The sequence below is a fragment of the Salipiger bermudensis HTCC2601 genome, assembly GCF_000153725.1.
GTDB classification, from domain to species: Bacteria; Pseudomonadota; Alphaproteobacteria; order Rhodobacterales; family Rhodobacteraceae; genus Salipiger; species Salipiger bermudensis.
Genome location: NZ_DS022276.1, coordinates 1,135,990 through 1,155,953, shown reverse-complemented (window position 1 = coordinate 1,155,953; position 19,964 = coordinate 1,135,990). Strand labels below are relative to the sequence as shown.

The following is a 19,964-nucleotide window of genomic DNA, read 5'->3' as shown; positions in this document are numbered from 1 at the left end:
TTTTGCCACGCCAAGCTTGGGCGAACTGGCAGCGACACCGTTAGCGCTCGAGGCGCGCGGGTGATGTTCCAGATATAGGAGAGGGCGAATCACCCAGTCAAGTGAAAGCGGCGACGCGCCAGGGCGCGTGACGCAAGAGCGCCGCTCAGCCGTTCTCGCGCAGCACCGCCCCCGCGAGGTAGAGCGAGCCGCAGATCAGCACGCGGGCGTGCGGGTCCTTGGCGGCGATGCCTTCCAGCGCTTCAGCCACCGAGCCTGCGGTCCCGGCCTGCATCCCGACGGACGCCGCGATGCGCGCGGTCTCGTCTGCCGGCAGGGTGTTGGCCTCGCCCGGGATCGAGACCGCGGTGAGTCTTGAGACGGCGCCGGCCATCGGGCGCAGGTAGCCGCTGATGTCCTTGGTGTTGAGCATGCCGCAGATCAGGTGCGTTGGACGCTTCGGCAGGGTGCCGAGATGGCGCGCCAGCGCGATCCCCGCCGCCGGGTTGTGACCGCCGTCGAGCCAGAGCTCGACACCCGGCGCGGCCTCGAGCAGAGGGCCGCTGCGCAGGCGCTGCATCCGGGCCGGCCATTGCGCCTCGGTCACCGCGGCGTCGCAGGCATCGGCGCCAAGGCCAAGGTGGCGCAGCGCCGCCAGCGCGGCACCGGCATTCTCGATCTGATGTGCGCCGAGCAGGTTCGGCAGCGGCAGGTCGAGCAGCCCGGTCTCGTCCTGGAACACCAGCCGGCCGCGCTCTTCCCAGACATGCCAGTGCTGGCCATGGGCCAGTAGCGGCGCCCCGAGCCGGTCGGCGCGGGCCTCGATGACCTCCATCGCCGCCTCGGGCTGCGGGCCGACCACACAGGGAACTCCGCGCTTCAGGATGCCGGCCTTCTCGCCGGCGATCTCTGCCAGTGTCTCGCCAAGGAACTGCTGGTGATCGAGCGAGATCGGCGTGATCACCGTCAACGCAGGACGCTCGAACACGTTGGTGGCGTCCAGCCGCCCGCCAAGGCCCGTCTCCATCAGAGTCACGTCGGCCTGCGTGCGCGAGAAGGCGAGGAAGGCCGCGCAGGTGGTGATCTCGAAATAGGTGATGCTCTCGCCGCCATTGGCGTCCCAGCACTCGTCGAGCACCTGCGACAGCTCCGCCTCCGGGATCAGCTCTCCGGCGAGGCGGATGCGCTCGTGGAAGCGGGCCAGGTGCGGCGAGGTATAGGCGTGGACGCGCTTGCCCGCGCCCTCGTAGCCCGCGCGGATCATCGCCAGCGTCGAGCCCTTGCCGTTGGTGCCGGCGGCATGGATCACCGGCGGCAGCTTGCGCTCCGGATGGTCGAGTGCCGCGAGCAGACGCCAGACCCGGTCGAGGGTCAGGTCGATGATCTTGGGATGCAGCGACATCATCCGCTGCAGGATGGCGTCGGACCCGTGCTGCGCGGTCATTTGTCGTCAGCGACGGCAGTGTCGGGCAGGGGCTCGGGCGGCGGCAGGTCGCCCGCGACCGCGGGCGGCATGCCGGTGAGCATGCGCACGATGGTGGTCAGCTCCTCGCGCATCTTGCGGCGGTCGGTGACCCGGTCGAGCATGCCGTGCTCGAGCAGGTACTCGGCGCGCTGGAACCCTTCGGGCAGCTTCTCGCGGATGGTCTGCTCGATGACGCGGGGACCGGCGAAGCAGATCAGCGCGTTGGGCTCGGCGATCTGCACGTCGCCCAGCATCGCGTAGGAGGCGGTGACGCCGCCGGTGGTCGGATGGGTGAGCACCACGATGTAGGGCAGCCCGGCCTCGCGCAGCATCTGGATCGCCACGGTGGTGCGCGGCATCTGCATCAGCGACAGGATGCCTTCCTGCATCCGCGCGCCGCCTGCGGCCGAGAACAGGATCAGCGGACGCTTCAGGCGCTTGGCCTCCTGCGCGGCCTTGATGATCGCGTTGCCAACATACATGCCCATGGATCCGCCCATGAACGAGAAATCCTGCGCGGCGCAGACCACCGGGGTGCGTCCGATCTCGCCAGCAGCGACAAGCATCGCCTCTTTCTCGCCGGTCGTGCGCTGTGCTGCGCGCATCCGGTCGGGGTATTTCTTCTGGTCGCGGAAATGCAGCGGATCCTGCGTCGGCTCGGGGACGTCGATCTCCGAGAAGATGCCGCCGTCGAACAGCGCGGTGAAGCGCGCCCGCGGCGTGATGTTCATGTGGTGGGTGCAGTTCGTGCAGACGCCGAGATTGTCGGTCACCTCGCGGTGGAACAGCATGGTTCCGCAGCTGTCACATTTCGTCCAGAGGTTCTCGGGCATCTCGCGGCGCGAGAAGATCGAGTTGATCCGGGGACGAACGTAATTGGTGATCCAGTTCATGGCTGCGCCCTTCGCGACTTCGTGTCGCGGCTCACTTATGCCTGCTTCGACGGAAATGCAATCGCGGCTCAGGCGCGCAGGGCAATCCGTGCCGCCAGCCAGCTCAGCCCGATCGAGGCCAGGTCGAGCGGCAGCAGCGCGCGGATCGCCTCTTCGTCGCCGGCGCCGAAGGGCAACTGATAGAGCGCCAGCCCCGACATCGTGCCCTGCGGCGAGATCAGCGCGATGGCCACGAGGTTGTTGAGCATGTGCAGGGCAATGGCCGGCCCCAGTGTACCTGACCGCGCGGTCAGGTCGGCGGCGGCGAGGCCAAAGGCGAAGGCCCAGGCCACCACCAGCCAGGCATTGCCGCCATAGGTTGCGGGCGTCCAGTGCCCGAGAGCGAAGAGCGCCGAGGGGGCGATGAGCCAGACCGCCGGGTGGGGCAGGCGGGCGGCGAGCTGGGATTGCAGGTAGCCGCGAAACAGCAGCTCTTCGCTGCCGGTCTGGATCAGCAACGCCGCCAGCGTCAGCGGCAGCAGCGCCAGCCAAGGCCCGAGCGTCAGACCCGGTCGCAGATCTTGTACGATGTCCCACGGCGGCAGGGCGCCGATCACGAGGTAAAGCAGCCCCACCGCGAGGAATACCCTCACGAACTGGCGCACCGCCATCGGCAAGGGCCCGAAGAGGCTGCGGGCGCGGCGATGGTGGATCAGTTGCGTGGCGGCGATGGTGCCGATCCCGAGCGTCCCCATCGCCAGAAGCAGCACCAGAAGCGTGGCGGGCGTGTCGCCCTGCTGCAGCCCGGTCAGAAAGGCCCGCGAGGTTTCGGCAGGGACGAGGATCGAGATCACCGCGAAGATCCCCTGCGGCAGCGCGAAGGCCACCAGCACGATCAGGCACAGCCCGATGATCAACCGCCAGAGCTCGGTGCGGCGGGCGGTGCCGGTCATCAGCAGGAACGGGCGGTAGGACATGGCGGCAGATCCGGCGCGGCGGGAGGGCAATGCGCCGCTCCTCGAATGACGCTGAGATAGGGCCTAGGGCGGGGCCGGGCAACCACCTCGGCCGGCCCTTGGACCGCACATGAGGCGCGGCTGGATTCATTTCTTGTTTCATCGCAGGCGCTTCGCTATCCCGATTGGGTCGGGGCGGGAGTGGAGCAAGAACGCATGACGTGGAACAGGGCTCTGGTTGGTCTCGCCGGCTTGGCGATGCTGGCGGGCTGCGTGCCGACCTCCGGCAGCGCGCCATTGCCGAGCGCCACGCTCGCCGGAGGCGAGATCGTGGTGGCGGGGCCAAGGGGCTACTGCATTGATCCGGTGACGCTCTCGCGCGGCACCAGCCGCAGTTTCGCGGTGCTTGCCTCGTGCAATATCCTGTCGGGCGGCGAGGAGGGCATCTTTGTCGAGCCGATGATGGTGACGATCACCGTGGGGCCGCGCTTGCAGAGTCCGGCGATCCCCGCGCCCGAGGCGCTGGCCGCCGAGGCCGGGCAGCCCTTCGTCTCGGGCAGCGCGCGTGATGGCCTGACCACGGCGCTGCTGGCGGGCGGTGGCGGCGAGGTGCTTGACGACGGCGATCCGCGCTACTGGCGCGGCGCCTTTGTCGAGAACGGCCATCTGATCGGGCTGGCACTCTACGCCCCGGAGGGCAGTCGCCTTGTCGGGAGGGATGGTGCCGAGATGCTGAGCCGCGTGCATCGGCAGATCATGCGACTGAGCCCGGAGCTCGCATCGGCGAGCAGCGCTGCCGCGCCAAGCTAGGCCGGGCCGGCACGGCCGGGGATTTGGCCGTTTATTCGATGCAAAGGATTTGCCATAACTGTTGCAAGGGCCACCGCGGTGAGAGTGGCCGGGAGACGAGAGGCAACGGCAAGGTATATGGCGGGCATCGGCGATGGTTGGATGAGCCGGGCGTTCTCGGCGCTGGCGCTGAAGCGCTGGAGCGAGGCGGCGCGCATGGCCGAAACCGCCGACCTGCGCCAGCTACGCCGCCAGCGCTCGGTCGCGCGGCGCCTCAAGGACCGGCTCGACCGCTTGATCCAGGTGGCGGACGGGCGACTGGCCTTGCCGGTGCTCGGGAACCAGTCCTTTCCGCGCCCGCATGATGCCGATTGGGCCTGGCGCCCCGAGCTCTGGTGCGGGCCGCTGGCGGTGGCAGGCATGTCGTCGGTGCAGTCGCAATCGCGGCTCGGCCGCGAGGTGACGCTGTTCCACGACTGCGCCCATTCCGAGATCACCCTGCGCCAGCTGCGCAACACCCGCGAGGCCGACCTCGCCGCCTACGGCCTGAGGCTCGACGTGTTCAAGTTCGACGGCTCGTACCTGTCGCTCGCCATCGATCTGCCGGAGGCAAGCTGCGACGGGCTCAAGCGCAAGCATCTGATCCGCATCGACACCATCGTCGAGATGGAGAAGCCGCTCGAGATTTTCGCCCGTCTCAATATCCGCCATGGACCCAACACCGAGCAGATCGTGCGCGAGCTGCCGCTGCACGAGGAAGAGATCCGCGTGGAGTTCGACCTTGCCTACACCAAGCTCAACGAGAAGCGGGTCGACCGCATGTGGCTCGACCTGATCTTCGAGGGGCCCGAGATGAACCAGGTGATCCTGCGCGATCTCACCTTCAGCCGCCGCCCGCGGGCCGAGATGTAACGGAGACACGCGATGAGCGCCTATTCGCTGACCAAGACACGGTTCAAGGAAGGGGTCTGGGAGGGGCTTCTGGCCGCGGATTCCGGCGCGCCGACGCCCGAGATCACCGTCGATTTCGATGGCCGCCCGGTGCGCGGCGTCACGGTGACCGAAACCACCGAGCCGGGGCGCTGGGCGGTCGAGGTGCCGGTGCCGCAGGAGGCGATCTGCGACGGGGTACAGACCTTCGCGATCCGCGAGGCCGCCAGCGACGAGGTGCTGGGCAGCTTCACCCTGATCGCCGGCGAAGCGCTGGGCGATGACCTGCGTGCAGAGGTCTCGCTGTTGCGGGCCGAACTCGACATGCTCAAGCGCGCCTTCCGGCGCCATTGCCTCGAGACCATGTAGGCGACCGTTCGCACACGAATAGCGGTATTGCACCCGCGATGCATTGCACACGGGCGTGTGAGCGGTCACAGTGGCGGCAATGGTATACCACCCGGAGCCCTCATGACCCCGCTGCGCGGCATTGCGCTGAAAATCACCTCTGTCATCCTGTTCGTGATCATGTCGTCCCTGATCAAGGCGGCGGACAGCGTCCCGACCGGCGAGGCCGTTTTCTTCCGGTCCTTCTTTGCGCTGCCGGTGATCATCGGCTGGCTGCTCTGGCGCGGGGATATGGCGACCGGGCTGCGGGCGAAGAAACCCTCCCTGCATGTGCTGCGCGGCATCGTCGGGGTCTCGGCGATGGGGTTCAACTTCGCGGCGCTGACCCTGCTGCCTTTGCCCGAGGTCACCGCGCTGGGTTATGCCGCGCCGCTGCTGACGGTGATCTTCGGGGCCATCCTGCTTGGCGAGCAGGTGCGCCTGTTCCGCCTTTCGGCGGTGGCGATGGGGATCTTCGGTGTCGGGCTGGTGATGTGGCCGCTGCTGACCGTCTCTGAAATGAACGACACCGTGCTGCTAGGCATCGGCTTCGTGATGGCTTCGGCGGTGCTGCGCGCATTGGTGCAGATCCACATCCGCCGCATGGTGCAGACCGAGCAGACCTCGGCCATCGTGTTCTATTTCACCATGACCTCGACGGTGCTGTCGCTGCTGACCATCCCGTTCGGCTGGGTCATGCCGAGCGGACCCGAGACGCTGATGCTGATCGCAGCCGGGCTGATCGGGGGTGTGGCGCAGATCTGCATCACTTCGGCCTATCGTGGCGCAGAAGCGGGGCTGCTGGCACCGTTCGACTATGCCTCGATCCTGTTCGCGATCCTGATCGGCTACGTGGTCTTTGCCGAAGTGCCGACGGCGCTGATGCTGCTTGGCTCGGCGGTGGTGATCTCCTCGGGGGTGGCGATCATCCTGCGCGAGCGCTACCTCGGGCTGCAGCGCAACCGCGCCCGACCGAACATGACCCCGCAGGGCTGAGACCCGGTGGCGGCTGGCGTCGCGTGCGGGTTCCCTAAGGGGGGCGTTGGGGGAGGCGGTTGGGCGGTGACTGGCGGTCGCTTCAGGCGGTGACCGGCTCCACGACGGCGGAGGCCAACTCCAGCCCGTCGGCGTAGAGGATGTGCGGCGCGTCGAAGCAGAGCTCGACCACCGAAACCTCGCGCGTGCCGATCACCCGAATGAACTCACCATCGGCGAGCCGTTCCGCAGGGACCAGCGCGCGTTCTGCGCCAAACAGGGTCTTGGCCCGCCAGTCGCGCACAAGGATTTCCTGCGTGGCCGGCAACACGGCGTCACTGTCAGGGCGCGAGTTGCCCAGCGTACCGGCGCGGATCGCCACCAGCTTCATCCGCTGCTTGCGGCTGTGGATCGCGCTAAGCGTGGCGGTGCCGCTGTCCCGGGTGATGACCCGGTCGCCGGGCGAGAGATATTCCACCGGAATCGCGCCTTCGAGCGTGAGCACCACGGTGCCCGCAATCAGTGCGTTGAGTGTCTGCGACGTCACGATATGTCGGGCGGGGACGGTTGCGCCCCCGGTCGTGCCATCGCGCCGGACCGTTTTCGGTTCCATGGGCGCAATCCTGCTGTGTCTGCCTCGTTATTGTCTGGGAGAGTATGGCAAGATTCGGTAAATGTCGCGGCTTTTCAATGCCGCATTTTCCACTCGCCTTGGAAGCGTGGCTTTGCTAGGACAGCGCGGCGTTAAGCGGGTGTGGCGGAATTGGTAGACGCACCAGATTTAGGTTCTGGCGCCTTTGGCGTGGGGGTTCGAGTCCCTTCACCCGCACCACGCAACCCTCAGACACTAGGGTCGGGCGATCCGCCCCCGGATGTCAGCCCTTCGGGCGCGTGTGCGGTGACGCTGTCGCCGCCTTTGACGAGGAGCGTCGGCCTTGATCGACGCGGAAGCCGGGCCGGGGCCGACGATCCAGGGCCCCGCGCATATGGTCGCCCCGGAGCGCCCTTCTTCCGGTGCCCGGAGCTGTTCGAAGGGCGGTTCTTGCTGGTGAAAATGCCGTCAATGTTTCCGCTCGTGCCATACAATTGTCCCTTCAATCTTGCGCGCTGACGGCGTAGACCTTCCGAAACGCGAGAGCAGGCAAGATGACCGACTGGACCCCCGATACGCTCGACAGCGGCAAGCCGCGCTACCAGGCCATTGCCGATGCGATCGCCGGGGATATCCGCAGCGGCAGGCTTGCTGACGGGATGCGTTTGCCGCCCCAGCGTCGGCTGGCAGCGGCCTTGGGCATCGACTTCACCACCGTCAGCCGGGCCTATGCCGAGGCGCAGGCGCGTGGCCATGTCGAGAGCCATGTCGGGCGCGGCACCTTCGTGAAGGGGCGCGTCGCGACCGACCGGCCCGATCCCTCGCGCGGCGCCGAGGCCGACCTGTCGATGAACATGCCGCCCGAGCCGCAGGATCCCGAGCTGCGCCGTCGGATGCAGGAGGGGCTGGGCCATGTCTCGGCCAACCTTATCGACCTGCTGCGCTACCAGGGCGCCACCGGCTCCAAGCGCGACCGGCTCGCCGCCTCGCGCTGGCTGAGCATGCGCGGCATGGTGCCGGCGCTCGAGTGCGTCGCGGTGACGCCGGGGGCGCACGCCACGATGGCCGCGATCCTATCGATCCTCACCCGGCCCGGCGACACGGTGCTCTGCGAGGCGGTCACCTATCCCGGCATCCGCAACGTGGCGGGGAGGTTCCGCCTCAACCTCATCGGCATCGAGATGGACGCGGACGGCATCCTGCCCGAGGCGCTCGAGGCGGCGATCCGCGCACACGGGCCCAAGGCGCTCTACCTCAATCCGACGCTGCAGAACCCGACCACGCTGACCATGCCCGAGGCGCGGCGGCTCGAGGTGGCGGCGGTGCTGCGCCGGCACGCGTTGATGCTGATCGAGGACGACGCCTATGGCTTCATCCCGATCAGGACGCCGCCGCCCATCGCGCTTTCGGCGCCGGAGCTGACCTGGCATATCGGCGGGTTGGCGAAATGCATCGGCGCCGGGCTGCGGCTGGCTTTCACCATCGCGCCGACACCGCGCTGCGCGCATGATCTGGCGCAGGCGATCCGGGCGCTTTCGGTGATGCCCTCGCCACTGTCGATGGCGCTTGTCACGCAATGGATCGAGGACGGCACCGCCGACGGCATTCGTCGCTTTGTCCGCGCAGAAAGCGCGGCGCGGCAGGCGCTGGCGGGCGAAGTGCTGAGCAATATGCGCTATCGCGGGGCGGAGAACGCCTTTAACATCTGGCTCGACCTGCCTGAGGGTGTGGGGCGCGCCGATGTCGTTGCGCGGATGGCACGGCGGCAGATCGGGTTGATGCCCTCGGATGCGTTCACCGTGCTGGGGCGCCCGGGCGAGCAGCTGCGCGTCTGCCTCGGCGGTCCCGCCACGCGCGAGACCCTGGGCGAGAACCTGCATGCCCTCGCAAACGCGCTCACGCCGAACAGTTTCATGGGCTGAGCGGGTTCGTTCATGGGCTGAGCGGGTTCGGTCAGCCCGCCCTTGCGCCGAAGCCGTGCATGCCCTTGGCCCATTGGATGGCGACGACCATGCCCTTGACCGGCGGCAGAAGGGCGAGCGACAGCGCGAGCGCCGCGCCGCCGAGGATCAGGGCAAGCATCAGCGGATCGTCGAGGAACGACTTGTACATCAGGTGCATGGCGAAGCCGACGATGTGGCAGACCAGCAGGATCACGATATAGGCCGGGCCGTCATCGGCGCGCTGGGGCGTAAGGTCGAGGCCGCAGGCGTTGCAGGAGGCGGTGACCTTGAGATAGCTGTCGAAGAGCTTTCCCTCGCCGCATTGCGGGCAGCGCAACCGCGCGCCCTTGAGCATGGCGCTCTTGGTGTCTTTCGTCTCGCACATTGCCTGTGTCCCATTTCGACCACTTGACCGCACAGCAGGTCGCAGGAATCAATTCTGCCGTCAATGCTTGAATTGATTGCAGTCAATCAGAGCGGCACATCCGCGATCGCCGGTGCGAGATGGCGCACCGAGGCGTACTGTGCACGGCGCCAATCCGCCCCGAGACGCGCGACTGACCCGACCAAGACCTGAGTCGCGCCCGGAGCCGGGGTGGGCCGGGCTCTGGGCGCGACGATCAGCCGGCAGCGCGCAGGTCGCCGAGCTCGCCAAGGACGCTTGCGGCAAGCCGCTGCAGCCGACTGCTGTCCGGGGCCTGCTCGGCAGCGCTCTTCAGCCGGCCCCATGCGGCGCGGTAGGCGAGATCGCAGGTCAGTTCCATGAAGCGATGGGCATCGCGTGCGGCATGGCCGCCGCCGGAGATGCGCTGTGCTTCGGCCTCCCACTGCCCTGCGCCCTCCTCGAGCGCGGGGTCGCTGTCGCGCAGGAAGGCGGCAAAGGCGCGTGCCCCGGCCCCGTCGTTGAGCGTCAGCGAGCGGGTAGCGGTGGTGCGGGCGTGGATGCCGTTGGTGCCTTCGTAGATGGCGCAGATGCGGTTGTCGCGCCAGTTCTGCTCGGCGCCATATTCGCGCAGGTAGCCGTAGCCGCCCATCACCTGGATCGCGAGGTCGGCGGCACGGCTGCCGGCCTCGGTGCAGAAATACTTGCACACCGGGGTCATGAACTCGACGAAATCGGGCTCGGTGCCGAGCTCTTGCGCCACCAGCGTGATGTGGCAGAGCGCCCGGCCACCAAGTGCCAGCGCGTCGCATTCGTCGATCATGCGTGCCACGTCGGGGTGCTGGTCGATGCTCGCCACGGTCCCATCGGCGCCACGGCCCTGCTTGCGCTCGGCGGCGTAATGCAAGGCGAGGTCCGCCGCGCGGGCGGCGTGGGCGACGCCCTGAAGGCCCACGTCGAGCCGGGCGTGGTTCATCATCGCGAACATCGCCTTGAGCCCTGCGCCCTCGGCGCCAACGAGTTCCCCCTGCGCGCCGTCGAAGGCGAGCTGGCAGGTCGGCGAGGCGTGCAGGCCGAGCTTTTCCTCGATCCGGGTCACGGTGACGGCGTTGCGCACCCCATCTTCGCGGATCGCCGGGCAGGCAAAGAGGCTGAGCCCGCGGATCCCGTCCTCGGGCGCGCCGGTGCGGGCGAGCACGAGGTGCAGGATGTTGTCGGTCATGTCCTGATCGCCGCCGGAGATGAAGATCTTCTCGCCCTCGATGCGCCAGCTCTCGCCGTCGCGCGTGGCCTTGGTGCGGATCGCCGACAGGTCGGAGCCGGCGCCCGGCTCGGTCAGGCACATGGTCGAGAGCCACTCGCCCGAGGCGAGTTTCGGGATATACGCCTCTTTCTGCGCCTCGGAGCCGAAGCGCATCAGCAGCGAGATCGCGCCATGGGCCAGCGAGGTGACCATCTGCAGCGAATGGTTGGCGCCGGTGAAGATCTCGCTCACCGCCGCCAGCACCGGCCCGCCCAGCCCCATGCCGCCGAACTCCTCGGGCGCCGCGATGCCCTGCCAGCCGCCCTCGGAGAGCTCGGCATAGACCTCGGCAAAGCCGTCGGGCATCCGGACGCGGCCGTTCTCGAGCCGGCAGCCCTGTTCGTCGCCGGGCGCGTCGAGCGGTGCGATGCGGCCCTCGGCGAAGGCGGCGAAATGGCCGGTGATCTCGCTGGCCAGCTCGTCGTCCCAGTCGGGCAGGCGGTCGGCGCGGGCGACGTGGCGCAGCGAGAACAGGATGTCGTCGGTGGGGGCGTGGAACGTGGTCATGTCACGACACCCCCAGGAGCCGCATGGCGTTGTCCTTGAGGATCATCGGGCGGACCTCGTCGCGGAACTCGGCCTTGTCGAAGGCGTTCAGCCACTTCTCGGGCGCGATCATCGGCCAGTCGGAGCCGAAGAGCATCTTCTTCTTCAGGATCGTGTTGGCGTATTGCACGAGGATCTTGGGGAAGTACTTCGGCGACCAGCCGCTCAGGTCGATATAGACGTTGGGCTTGTGCTGCGCGACCGAGAGCGCCTCTTCCTGCCAGGGGAAGGAGGGGTGCGCGAGGATGATCGGCATGTCGGGGAAGTCGACGGCGAGATCGTCCATGTACATCGGGTTCGAGTACTTGAGCCGCATGCCGTTGCCGCCGCGCATCCCCGATCCGACGCCGGTCTGGCCGGTGTGGAACAGCGCCGGCACGCCGGCCTCGGCGATGGCCTCGTAAAGCGGGTAGGCCATGCGGTCATTGGGGTAGAAACCCTGCATCGTGGGGTGGAACTTGAACCCCTTGATGCCGTGGTTTTCCACCAGGTCGCGTGCCTCGCGGGCCCCGAGCTTGCCCTTGGCCGGGTCGATCGAGGCAAACGGGATCAGGATGTCGGCGTTCTTGGCGCAGGCCTCGGCGACCTCGTAGTTGTTGTAGCGCCGGTAGCCGGTCTCGCGTTCGCTATCGACCGGGAAGATCACCGCGGCGATGTTCTTCTCGCGGTAATGCGCGGCGGTCTCGTCGATGGTCGGCGGATGCGCCCAGGGGGCGCCGAAATACTTGGCCATCGTCGACTGAAGCTCGTCGTAGCCATCATCGGTGTGACAGCCGCAGGCCTCCTCGGCATGGGTGTGGAAGTCGATCGCGCGGACCTTTTCGAAATCGATCATGGTCAGTCCTCCTCAGACGCGGATCAGCGCCGGGTCTTCGTTGTCGTAGAGCCGCTCGAGCAGGTCGGCCCGGCGGGTCAGGATCTTCTTGATGTTGAGAGAGCCCTTGTCGGTGATCTCGTGGTGCTCCAGCGAAGGCGGCTCGGCGAGAACGATGGCTCGGGTGATGCGCTTGGCCGAGCCGGTGACGTGAGCGTTCATCTCGCGCAGCTTGACCTCGATCTGGGTCATCAGATGGGTGTCGGTGACCGCGCCCTCGGTGACCTCTCCGGGCTCTGCCGCACCGGGCGCGGGGAAGATGAACAGCCCCACCTCGCCGCGGTCATGGCCGCAGATCACCACGTCCTGCGCCAGCCCTGCCAGCTCCTTGAGCGCGGTCATGCGCAGGTTGCCCGCCTGCACCCAGGTGCCGGTGTCGAGCTTGAAGTCCTCGGACACGCGGCCATCGAAGACCAGGCCACGGTTCTCGTCCTCGGGATCGACGAAGCGCACCGCGTCGCCGGTGATGAAGAAGCCCTCCTCGTCGAACGCTTGCGCGGTCTTCTCGGGGTCGCCGTAATAGCCCGGCATGATGTTGGGGCCCTTGACCCGGATCTCGCAGCGCATGTCGGCGTCGGGGATCAGCTTGAGTTCGACCGCCGGCAGCGGCACGCCGATGACGCCCGAGCGTCCGATGGGCTCGTGCACCATGACGCAGGCCGGCGCGGTCTCGGTCAGGCCCCAGCTCGAAATCATCATCGGCAGGCCGCCACGGGCGCGCAGGCAGAACTGCTCGAGCGCCTCCCAGACGTCCTGCGGCAGCGAGGCGCCGGCGTAGAACAGCAGCTGCTGGTCCTTGAACAGGTGCTCCTGCGTGGCAGGATCGTCCTTGATGGCGTCGACCAGCATGTTCCAGCCCACCGGCACGTTGAAGGCCAGCGTGCCGGGGCGGTCGGTTCGGTTCTTCAGCGTGGTGGCAAAGCCGCGCCCGGTGGGCTTGCCGCTGTCGATGGTCAGCGTGCCGCCGTGGCTCAGCATCATGTTGACGTTGTGCGAGCCTCCGAACACGTGGTTCCACGGCAGCCAGTCGGTGATGCGCGGTGCGTGGTCCTTCAGGAAGGGCAGGGCCACCTCCATCTGCACCTGGTTCACGCACATCATCCGGTGCGTGGTGAGAACGCCCTTGGGGTCCGAGCTCGAGCCGGAGGTGAAGAGGATCTTGGCCAGCGTGTCCGGGCCGACCTTGGCATGGGCGGCGTCGAGCTCGGGGCTCTCCTCGGTATGCACCAGTGCGGACATGGGGGTGACCGGGCGCCCGGCCTCGCCACGCGCGGCGACGATCTCCACATCGGCAAGCTGCGGCAGCGCCAGCGCGGCGGCGTAACGGGTGGCGTCATCGACGAAGGCCATCTTGGGGGTCACCTTGTCGAGCACGTAGATCAGCCGGCCATGGGCCTCGGTGATCAGCGAGTACTGCTCGGCCAGCGGCACCACCGGCACGCCGATATACTGCGCCGCGAGGGACAGCAGCAGGTGGTCGAGCCCGTTGCCCGACATCATGGCGATGGTGTCGCCCTCGCCAAGGCCGCGGGCCAGCAGCGCCGAGGCGATGGCCCGGACCTGCTGCAGCAGCTCGAGATAGGTGATGTTGCGCCAGCCCGGCCCCTCGACGGGGCGCTCTGAGACGGCGACCCGGTAGGGTGCCTTCTCGGCCCATTCATGCAGCCAGACGCCGGTATTGGCGACCGGCTTGGGCAGGTCGTAGCCCGACCGCAGCAGGATGCTGCCGTCGGCGCGGTCCTCGCGGATCACCTTGTGCGGAACAAAGCGGGTCAGGGTGTGGCGGCGGGCCCAGTCGGCCCGGGCTGTCGGGTCCTTGGGGGCGCGTTCGATGACGTGGGTGTTCATTGGCTCCTCCTCCCCGCGTTCTCAGCGGAAGACCGGGTTGCGCTTTTCGAGGAAGGCGCGCAGGCCCTCCTCGGCGTCCGGCGTGGTCTGCACCAGCGCCGCGGCGAGGCTCTCGGTAAAGAGCCCGTCCGAGCGCGACATGTCGCCGATGCGGGTCAGGGCGTTGACCATGAAGTAGTTCGACATCGGCGCGTTGGCGGCGATCTTGGCGGCCAGCTTGCGCGCCATCGGCAGGGCCTCGCCCTCGCCGACACTGTAATGGGTGAGGCCGAGCTGCAGGCCCTCGTCGGCGTTGTACTTGCGCCCCGTGAGCATCATCTCGACCATCCGGTCGGGGCCGAGGATGCGGCCCACGCGCACCGTGGCGCCACCGCCCACGAAGATGCCGCGACGGCCTTCCGGCAGCTGGAAGATCACCGACGGCTCGGCAATGCGCACATGGGTGGCGGTGGCCATCTCGAGCCCGCCGCCGATCACCGCGCCGGTCATGGCGCTGACGGTGATGACGCCGCCATACTGGATCATGTCGAGCACACGGTGCCAGTTGCGCGAGTGGTAGACGCCGTCCTCGGCGCTGCGCGACACGTGCTCGGCCAGATCGAGCCCGGAGCAGTAGTGCCCGCCGCGACCGTGCAGCACGACCACGCGGACCTCTTTCGGCAGGGTGTTGTAGAACTCCTCGATCTCGGCCAGCAGCCCGTCGGACATGGCGTTGCGCTTGTCCTCGCGGATCAGTTCGAGCTCGGCGATCTGCCCGTTGTAGGAGGCTTCGGTATAGGTGCCTTTCATGGTGTCAGTCCTCACTTGGGCGTTCATTTGGGGGCAAGGCGGACGGCGCTGTCGATGCGGATGACCTCGCCGTTCAGAAGGGGGTTCTCGACGATCTGCTGCACCAGCATCGCGTATTCTTCGGGTTTGCCCATCCGCGACGGGAAGGGCAGGCCGGCCTCGAGCGAGGTCTTGGCCTCGGGCGGCAGCCCGGCGCTCATGGCGGTCTCGAAGAGGCCCGGGGCGACGGTCATCACCCGGATGCCGAAGCGCGCCAGCTCGCGCGCGGCCGGCAGGGTCAGTGAAGCCACACCGCCCTTGGATGCGGCATAAGCGGCCTGGCCGATCTGGCCGTCCTGATAGGCCACCGAGGCAGTGTTGACGATGACGCCGCGAGCGCCGTCATCGTCGACCGGTTCGAGCGCAGCCATCTCGCGGGCGGCGATGTTGAGCACCGTGTAGGTGCCCAGCAGGTTCACCCGGAGGGTGCGCTCGAACAGGTCGACGGTCAGCGCCCCGTCGCGCGGGAGGATGCGCGACGCGGTGCCGATCCCGGCGCAGCTCACCACGATGCGCGGTGCGCTGCCCAGCTCGTCCTTGCAGCGGGCGAAGCCGGCCTCGACCGAGGTCGCGTCGGAGACGTCGGCTGCGATGCCGATGCCGCCGGTCTCGGCCGCGACGGCCTTGGAGGCCTCGAGGCTCAGGTCCATGACGGCGACGCGGGCCCCCGCCTTTGCCAGCCGCCGGGCAGTGGCGGCGCCGAGGCCGCTGCCGCCGCCGGTGACCAGCGCGATGGTGTTGTTGATGTCCATTGGGAGGCTCCTCAGAACAGGCCGCGGGTCAGCAGCATGGCTGCGACAAGCGCGATGTCGGCGGCGAGAAACGGCAGGATGCCGGCGAAGATCTGCTCGAGCTTTACGTAGTCCCGCGCCACAGAGTGGATGACGAAGACGTTGAGCCCGACCGGTGGCGTGATCATCCCGATCTCGAGCAGCTTGGCGACCAGCAGGCCGAACCAGATGGTGTCGATGCCATGCGCGGTGGTCAGGGGCAGGAACAGCGGCAGGGTCAGCAGCAACGCGCCGATCGGCTCGAGGAACATGCCGAGCGCGATGTAGATCAGCACGATGATCAGCAGCAGCCCGGTGGTGCCAAGGCCCATCGCCTCGACCAGCATCCCCACTTCCCGCGAGAGCCCCGACATCGCCACGAGGCGGGTGAAGAGCCCTGCACCGATGGCGATGATGAACAGCGCGCCCGAAGCGAGGATGGTGTCGACGAGGCTTTCCTTGAAATCGGCCCAGCTCAGCGAGCGGCGCAGAAGTCCCAGCGCCAGGGCCATGAAGGCGCCGAAGGCCCCGGCCTCGGTGGCGGTGAAGATGCCGCCGAAGAGACCGCCGAGCACGGCGCAGATCAGCAGCAGCACCGGCCAGATCTCGAGTGTCTTCTTCCAACGGTCGCCCATCGTGTAGGGCTCGACCATGGGCAGCCGCTCGGGCTTGCGCCACCAGACGAAGAGCACCGCCATGATGTAGAACAGCAGCGAGGCGAGGCCGAGGAAGATGCCGCCCATGAACAGCGCGTTGATCGAGCTGTTGGACTGGATGCCGAACAGGATCAGGATGATCGAGGGCGGGATCAGCGCGCCGATGGTCCCGCCTGCGGCGACCGAGCCGGTGGCGACGCGCAGGTCGTAATTGTTGCGCTTCATTTCGGGGATGGCGATGCGGCCGATGGCGGCGGAGCAAGCGACGGACGAGCCGGAGACCGCGGCGAAGCCGCTGGCGCCGGCCAGCGAGGCGATGGCGAGCCCGCCGGGCAGCCAGCTCCACCAGACCCTAGCGGCCTCGAACAGGCCCTTGGTGAGGCCCGAGTGGTAGGCGATGTAGCCCATCAGCAGGAACATCGGGATTGAGCTCAGCGTCCAGCTTGCCGAGGAGGTGTAGGGAATGTTGGACAGCATGCTCATGGCGGGGCGCAGGCCGGCGATGCCGCAGATGCCGAGGAACGACACGAAGATCAGGCTGACGCCGATCGGCACGCGCAGCGCGATGAGACCCAGCAGCCCGACGAGGGCCAGAAGGCCGACGGTGATCGGATCCATCAGTTTGTCTCCTTATGCGTGGCCTGCAGCTCATCGAGCGGATCATGGGCGCGCAGTTCGAACTTGCCGGTGGCGACCTCGATGAGGCGCAGCACCAGCACCAGCGACATCAGCCCGAACGAGATCGGCAGGATCCAGTATGTGGGCCAGGTCTGGAACACCGTGGTGCCGACCTCGACATAGGCGCCCCGGTCGGTCTGGCGCAGCGCGTTCTGCGCCGTGCCCCAGGTCATCGGCACGAAGGCGGCGAGCGCGATGGCGAAGCCCAGGAAGGCGATGACCTGGCGCGGCCGGCCGGTAAGATTGTCGGTGAAGATCGTCGCCTCGATATGGCGGCGGCGGATTTCGGTCATGGCGAGCGGCAGGAAACTGATCGCGACCATGTAGTAGCGGCTGACGAGATCGGCGGTGGCCGGGAAGCCCGAGCCCAGGAAGGTGCGCATGAAGACGTCGATGACGATCTGCAGCATCATTGCCAGCAGGACGAGCGACGCCAGTACGGCGCTGATCCGGCCGATCCATTTCTCGATGAGGTACATGACCCTCTCCGACGGAATATGTGTGGGGGGAGTGATGAGGTGCGCGCCCGGCCTCGGGGCAGGGCGCGCCAGCCCGGTCAGGAGCCGTAGTTGTTGAGGTCGATCTTGGAGAAGATCTCTTCGTAGCGCAGCTCGGCGAGATCCTCGTAGCTCATGTCGGTGGAAACGAGCCCTTCCCACTTTTCGATCAGCGCCTTGTAGCGGTCGATCTTGGCCTGCGCGTCCTCGACGCCGCGCTCGGTCAGGATGTCGGCGGCGGCGGCGAGGCGCTCTTCGTTATAGGCTTCCTTGGCGGCGAGCAGGGTATCATCGGGGGCGATGAACTCGATGCCCTCGACCGCGCGGGCCTTCTCGGCATCTTCGAGGAAGCCGACGAGGCCCTTGGCGATGCCGTACTGGGTCGCGCGGGCCAGCGCCTGGCGATCCTCTCCAGACATCCGCATCCAGAGCAGGCCGCTCACGCCGCCGGCTGCGGCGCCGTTGAACACACCTTCCTCGATCTCGGTCACGTAGCTGATGACGTCGCCGAGACGGTTGGCGATGATCTCGTGGTTGGCGCTGAAGGTGCCGTCGATGACGCCCTGGCTCAGGCCCTCGAACAGCTCCGACGACGGCAGCTGGGTCGGCTCGCCGCCCATCGCCTGCACGAACCCCGCATAGAGCGGCGCACCGGTACGGATGCGCATGCCCTGCAGGTCCTCGGTGCTGCGCACCGGCGAGGTGGTGAGCAGGTTGTAGGGCGGGGTCGCGTCGGTGCCGAGATAGACCTGGCCGTTCTGGGTGAACTCGGCCTGGCAGTCGTCGCAGGTGGCGATGTACTCGGTCACGGCAGACGAGATCACCAGGTTGTTGGAGCCGAGGATAGACAGCTCCGACGGCAGTGCCGCGTCGGGGAACTCCGCCGGGAAATAGGGCATCAAGAGCGTGCCCATCTCGGTGACGCCGTCGCGCAGGCCCGAGCTCATCTCGTTGGGCGCCACGAGGCCCGAGGGGGTGTCCTGCAGGTCCCAGCCGCCATCGGTAAACTCTTCGAGGCGGGTGCCGATTTCGGGATACACCACGGTGGCCAGCACGTGCGCCGGGCCGAAGCCGCTGGTGGCGCGGATGGTGTCGGCCTGCGCCAGCGTGGTGCTCGCCATGAGGGCACCGGCAACGGCCAGTGCGGTCATTCTGATGGTCATGTCTTCCTCCCTTGAATCCGCCCAATCCCTCCGGGCGGAATGTCCGGCCTAGTCGGCCATTGAACCTTCGATGCGGTTCAGCAGCGCCAGCAGCAGCTGCTGTTCGTCGTCTTGCAATGCGGTCAGGCACGCGGCCTCGGCGGCGGCGATGGCCTCGGCGGCCTTGTCGTGAAGGCGGCGCCCGCGCACCGTCGCCTTCAGCTCGAAGCGGCGGCGATCGGTCTTCATCTGGGTGCGGCTGACCAGCTCGCGGGTCTCGAGCTCATCGACCATGACGACGAGGTTGGAGCGCTCGATCTTCAGAAGCTCGGCCAGTGCCGAGGGGGTGATGCCCGGGTTTCGCACGATCACCGACAGGCAGCTGAAAGTGGGAATGCGCAGGTCGAACGCGGCCGCAGCCTGCTGCGCGGCGGAGTGCAGCACGATGTAGGCGCGCTTGACATTGTAGCCCATCAGGCCGCGCACCGCGCCTTCGTCAACAGGCGCTGTCGTGGCGTTGGTGGTGCTGGGCTTGCTGGGCGGCATGTCGAATCTCCTCTTGCTTGCAAGGATGCGAACAAAAGTAGTTATGGTCAATAACTATTATTCAACATAACTAGCTGCGATGCAGAAAGCGACCGTGATCCGGCCTACGTGAAATAGGCCAAGCTTCTGACTTCGAGCTGAATTCTGGGATGCCGCGGCGCGGCGATGTGACCTCCGCAGGTCTTGTGCTCAGCCGTTCTGCGAGGGCTTTCCGCTCGTGGCTGCGCCCTCGGCGGGGCGTAGCGGGGCACGGCTGAGATCGTTCTCGGCGGTGGTGACCTTCGAGAGCAACGTGACCAGCGTGTCGCGTTCGCCGGGGCCGAGCTGCTTCAGCATCACCTCCTGGGCGCGGCGCACCACCGGGCGCACATCGCGCAGAAGAGCCGCGCCGGTCTCGGTCAGGGTCAGGACCCGGGCCCGGCGGTCGGTGCGGCTGACGCTGCGCTCGAGCAGCCCGCGGGCTTCCAGCCGCGCCACGACGCCGCCGATGGTGGCGCGGTCAATGGCAACCAGCCCCGCCAGCGTCGCCTGTTCGATGCCGGGGTTTTCCTCGAGCATGCAGAGCGCCGCGAACTGCATCGGTGTCAGATCGAAGCCGGCGGCCTTGGTCTCGGCGGCGAAGGCCGAGACCGAGATCTGGTGCATGCGGCGGATCAGGTGGCCGGGCAGGTCGTAGAGGTCTGTCATCATGGGGCACCGGAGCGGCTGCGGAACGGGTCTGGACACTATGTCACCCAAGGCCAAGGCGGGTAAAGATATAAGTATGCTTACCTTTTGCCCGAAGCAGCCTCGCAACAGGTCGCCGTTCCGGCGCGCGGGCCTGTGCCGGGCGGGCTCAGATCCCGAGCGTCTCGATGGCGGCAGTTACCGCGAGGCGGAAGATCTCTTCGGCGGGCGGCGGCGTGGTCTCGGGGCGGGTGACCAGCCCCACCGGCCCGATCGACATGGCGGTGTCAAAGGGCAGGCGGGCCAGCCGCCCTTCCTGCACCTCCTGGCGACCACCCCG

20 protein-coding genes and 1 tRNA gene are annotated in these 19,964 nt (G+C 67.6%); 6 read left to right on the top strand and 15 right to left on the bottom strand.

Going from position 1 to position 19,964, the window contains the following annotated elements; all coding sequences use genetic code 11:
• Positions 1 to 145 precede the first annotated feature (145 nt).
• The 3 genes from R2601_RS05535 to R2601_RS05525 all read right to left on the bottom strand — a co-directional run bounded on the left by R2601_RS05535 (position 146) and on the right by R2601_RS05525 (position 3,293).
• A complete protein-coding gene (locus tag R2601_RS05535; RefSeq protein WP_007794810.1) occupies positions 146 to 1,423 on the bottom strand; it encodes a bifunctional folylpolyglutamate synthase/dihydrofolate synthase in 1,278 nt (425 codons plus the stop codon).
• The gene (gene accD, locus R2601_RS05530; RefSeq protein WP_007794809.1) at positions 1,420 to 2,337 is read right to left on the bottom strand and encodes an acetyl-CoA carboxylase, carboxyltransferase subunit beta; all 918 of its coding nucleotides are present in this window, start codon (positions 2,335 to 2,337) and stop codon (positions 1,420 to 1,422) included. The genes R2601_RS05535 and accD overlap by 4 nt, the downstream gene beginning before the upstream one ends.
• A 68-nt stretch (positions 2,338 to 2,405) precedes the next feature.
• Entirely contained in the window at positions 2,406 to 3,293 is an 888-nt protein-coding gene (locus tag R2601_RS05525) for a CPBP family intramembrane glutamic endopeptidase (protein WP_007794807.1), read from the bottom strand.
• 195 nt (positions 3,294 to 3,488) lie between these two features.
• Here R2601_RS05525 and R2601_RS05520 point away from each other — a divergent pair, with 195 nt between their 5' ends.
• The 4 genes from R2601_RS05520 (at position 3,489) to R2601_RS05505 (ending at position 6,374) form a co-directional block, all read left to right on the top strand.
• The gene (locus R2601_RS05520) at positions 3,489 to 4,082 is read left to right on the top strand and encodes a hypothetical protein (RefSeq protein ID WP_040544386.1); all 594 of its coding nucleotides are present in this window, start codon (positions 3,489 to 3,491) and stop codon (positions 4,080 to 4,082) included.
• A 117-nt stretch (positions 4,083 to 4,199) separates the two neighbouring features.
• A complete protein-coding gene (locus tag R2601_RS05515) occupies positions 4,200 to 4,973 on the top strand; it encodes a DUF6478 family protein (RefSeq protein ID WP_007794805.1) in 774 nt (257 codons plus the stop codon).
• Positions 4,974 to 4,985: 12 nt separating this feature from the next.
• Positions 4,986 to 5,360: a hypothetical protein gene (locus R2601_RS05510; RefSeq protein WP_007794803.1), complete on the top strand. Its 375-nt coding sequence runs from the start codon at positions 4,986 to 4,988 to the stop codon at positions 5,358 to 5,360.
• Positions 5,361 to 5,462: 102 nt separating this feature from the next.
• Positions 5,463 to 6,374, top strand: coding sequence for a DMT family transporter (locus R2601_RS05505; protein WP_007794801.1), 912 nt, complete (start codon positions 5,463 to 5,465; stop codon positions 6,372 to 6,374).
• 82 nt (positions 6,375 to 6,456) lie between these two features.
• Here R2601_RS05505 and R2601_RS05500 read toward each other — a convergent pair whose 3' ends face one another.
• Entirely contained in the window at positions 6,457 to 6,966 is a 510-nt protein-coding gene (locus tag R2601_RS05500; RefSeq protein ID WP_007794800.1) for a Hint domain-containing protein, read from the bottom strand.
• A gap of 135 nt (positions 6,967 to 7,101) precedes the next feature.
• Between R2601_RS05500 and R2601_RS05495 the strand changes: the two genes are divergently transcribed.
• Together R2601_RS05495 and R2601_RS05490 are read left to right on the top strand one after the other, a co-directional pair.
• Positions 7,102 to 7,185 (top strand) — tRNA-Leu (locus R2601_RS05495).
• A 314-nt stretch (positions 7,186 to 7,499) separates the two neighbouring features.
• A complete protein-coding gene (locus R2601_RS05490; RefSeq protein WP_007794798.1) occupies positions 7,500 to 8,867 on the top strand; it encodes an aminotransferase-like domain-containing protein in 1,368 nt (455 codons plus the stop codon).
• A 31-nt stretch (positions 8,868 to 8,898) separates the two neighbouring features.
• Here the strand turns inward: R2601_RS05490 and R2601_RS05485 are convergent, their stop codons facing one another.
• The 11 genes from R2601_RS05485 to R2601_RS05435 all read right to left on the bottom strand — a co-directional run bounded on the left by R2601_RS05485 (position 8,899) and on the right by R2601_RS05435 (position 19,645).
• Positions 8,899 to 9,273, bottom strand: a complete 375-nt coding sequence (locus R2601_RS05485; protein WP_007794796.1) for a DUF983 domain-containing protein — start codon at positions 9,271 to 9,273, stop codon at positions 8,899 to 8,901.
• Positions 9,274 to 9,508: 235 nt separating this feature from the next.
• Positions 9,509 to 11,080 (bottom strand): acyl-CoA dehydrogenase family protein, encoded by a 1,572-nt coding sequence (locus R2601_RS05480; RefSeq protein ID WP_007794794.1) that lies wholly within the window; start codon positions 11,078 to 11,080, stop codon positions 9,509 to 9,511.
• A 1-nt stretch (position 11,081) separates the two neighbouring features.
• Positions 11,082 to 11,954, bottom strand: coding sequence for a 4-hydroxyphenyl-beta-ketoacyl-CoA hydrolase (locus R2601_RS05475; protein ID WP_007794793.1), 873 nt, complete (start codon positions 11,952 to 11,954; stop codon positions 11,082 to 11,084).
• Between the two features lie 12 nt (positions 11,955 to 11,966).
• On the bottom strand, positions 11,967 to 13,841 hold the full coding sequence (locus R2601_RS05470) for a feruloyl-CoA synthase (RefSeq protein WP_007794791.1): 1,875 nt from the start codon (positions 13,839 to 13,841) through the stop codon (positions 11,967 to 11,969).
• Between the two features lie 21 nt (positions 13,842 to 13,862).
• Positions 13,863 to 14,630: a crotonase/enoyl-CoA hydratase family protein gene (locus R2601_RS05465; protein WP_007794788.1), complete on the bottom strand. Its 768-nt coding sequence runs from the start codon at positions 14,628 to 14,630 to the stop codon at positions 13,863 to 13,865.
• Positions 14,631 to 14,653: 23 nt separating this feature from the next.
• Positions 14,654 to 15,421, bottom strand: a complete 768-nt coding sequence (locus R2601_RS05460) for an SDR family NAD(P)-dependent oxidoreductase (RefSeq protein WP_007794785.1) — start codon at positions 15,419 to 15,421, stop codon at positions 14,654 to 14,656.
• Positions 15,422 to 15,432: 11 nt separating this feature from the next.
• Positions 15,433 to 16,713, bottom strand: coding sequence for a TRAP transporter large permease (locus tag R2601_RS05455; protein ID WP_007794781.1), 1,281 nt, complete (start codon positions 16,711 to 16,713; stop codon positions 15,433 to 15,435).
• Positions 16,713 to 17,252 carry a TRAP transporter small permease gene (locus R2601_RS05450; RefSeq protein ID WP_007794778.1) on the bottom strand — a complete coding sequence of 180 codons (540 nt, stop codon included), beginning with the start codon at positions 17,250 to 17,252 and terminating at the stop codon, positions 16,713 to 16,715. The genes R2601_RS05455 and R2601_RS05450 overlap by 1 nt, the downstream gene beginning before the upstream one ends.
• Positions 17,253 to 17,329: 77 nt before the next feature.
• Entirely contained in the window at positions 17,330 to 18,433 is a 1,104-nt protein-coding gene (locus R2601_RS05445) for a C4-dicarboxylate TRAP transporter substrate-binding protein (protein ID WP_007794774.1), read from the bottom strand.
• Between the two features lie 48 nt (positions 18,434 to 18,481).
• Positions 18,482 to 18,958 carry a MarR family winged helix-turn-helix transcriptional regulator gene (locus R2601_RS05440; protein ID WP_007794771.1) on the bottom strand — a complete coding sequence of 159 codons (477 nt, stop codon included), beginning with the start codon at positions 18,956 to 18,958 and terminating at the stop codon, positions 18,482 to 18,484.
• 189 nt (positions 18,959 to 19,147) lie between these two features.
• Entirely contained in the window at positions 19,148 to 19,645 is a 498-nt protein-coding gene (locus R2601_RS05435; protein WP_040545169.1) for a MarR family winged helix-turn-helix transcriptional regulator, read from the bottom strand.
• Between the last annotated feature and the right edge of the window lie 319 nt (positions 19,646 to 19,964).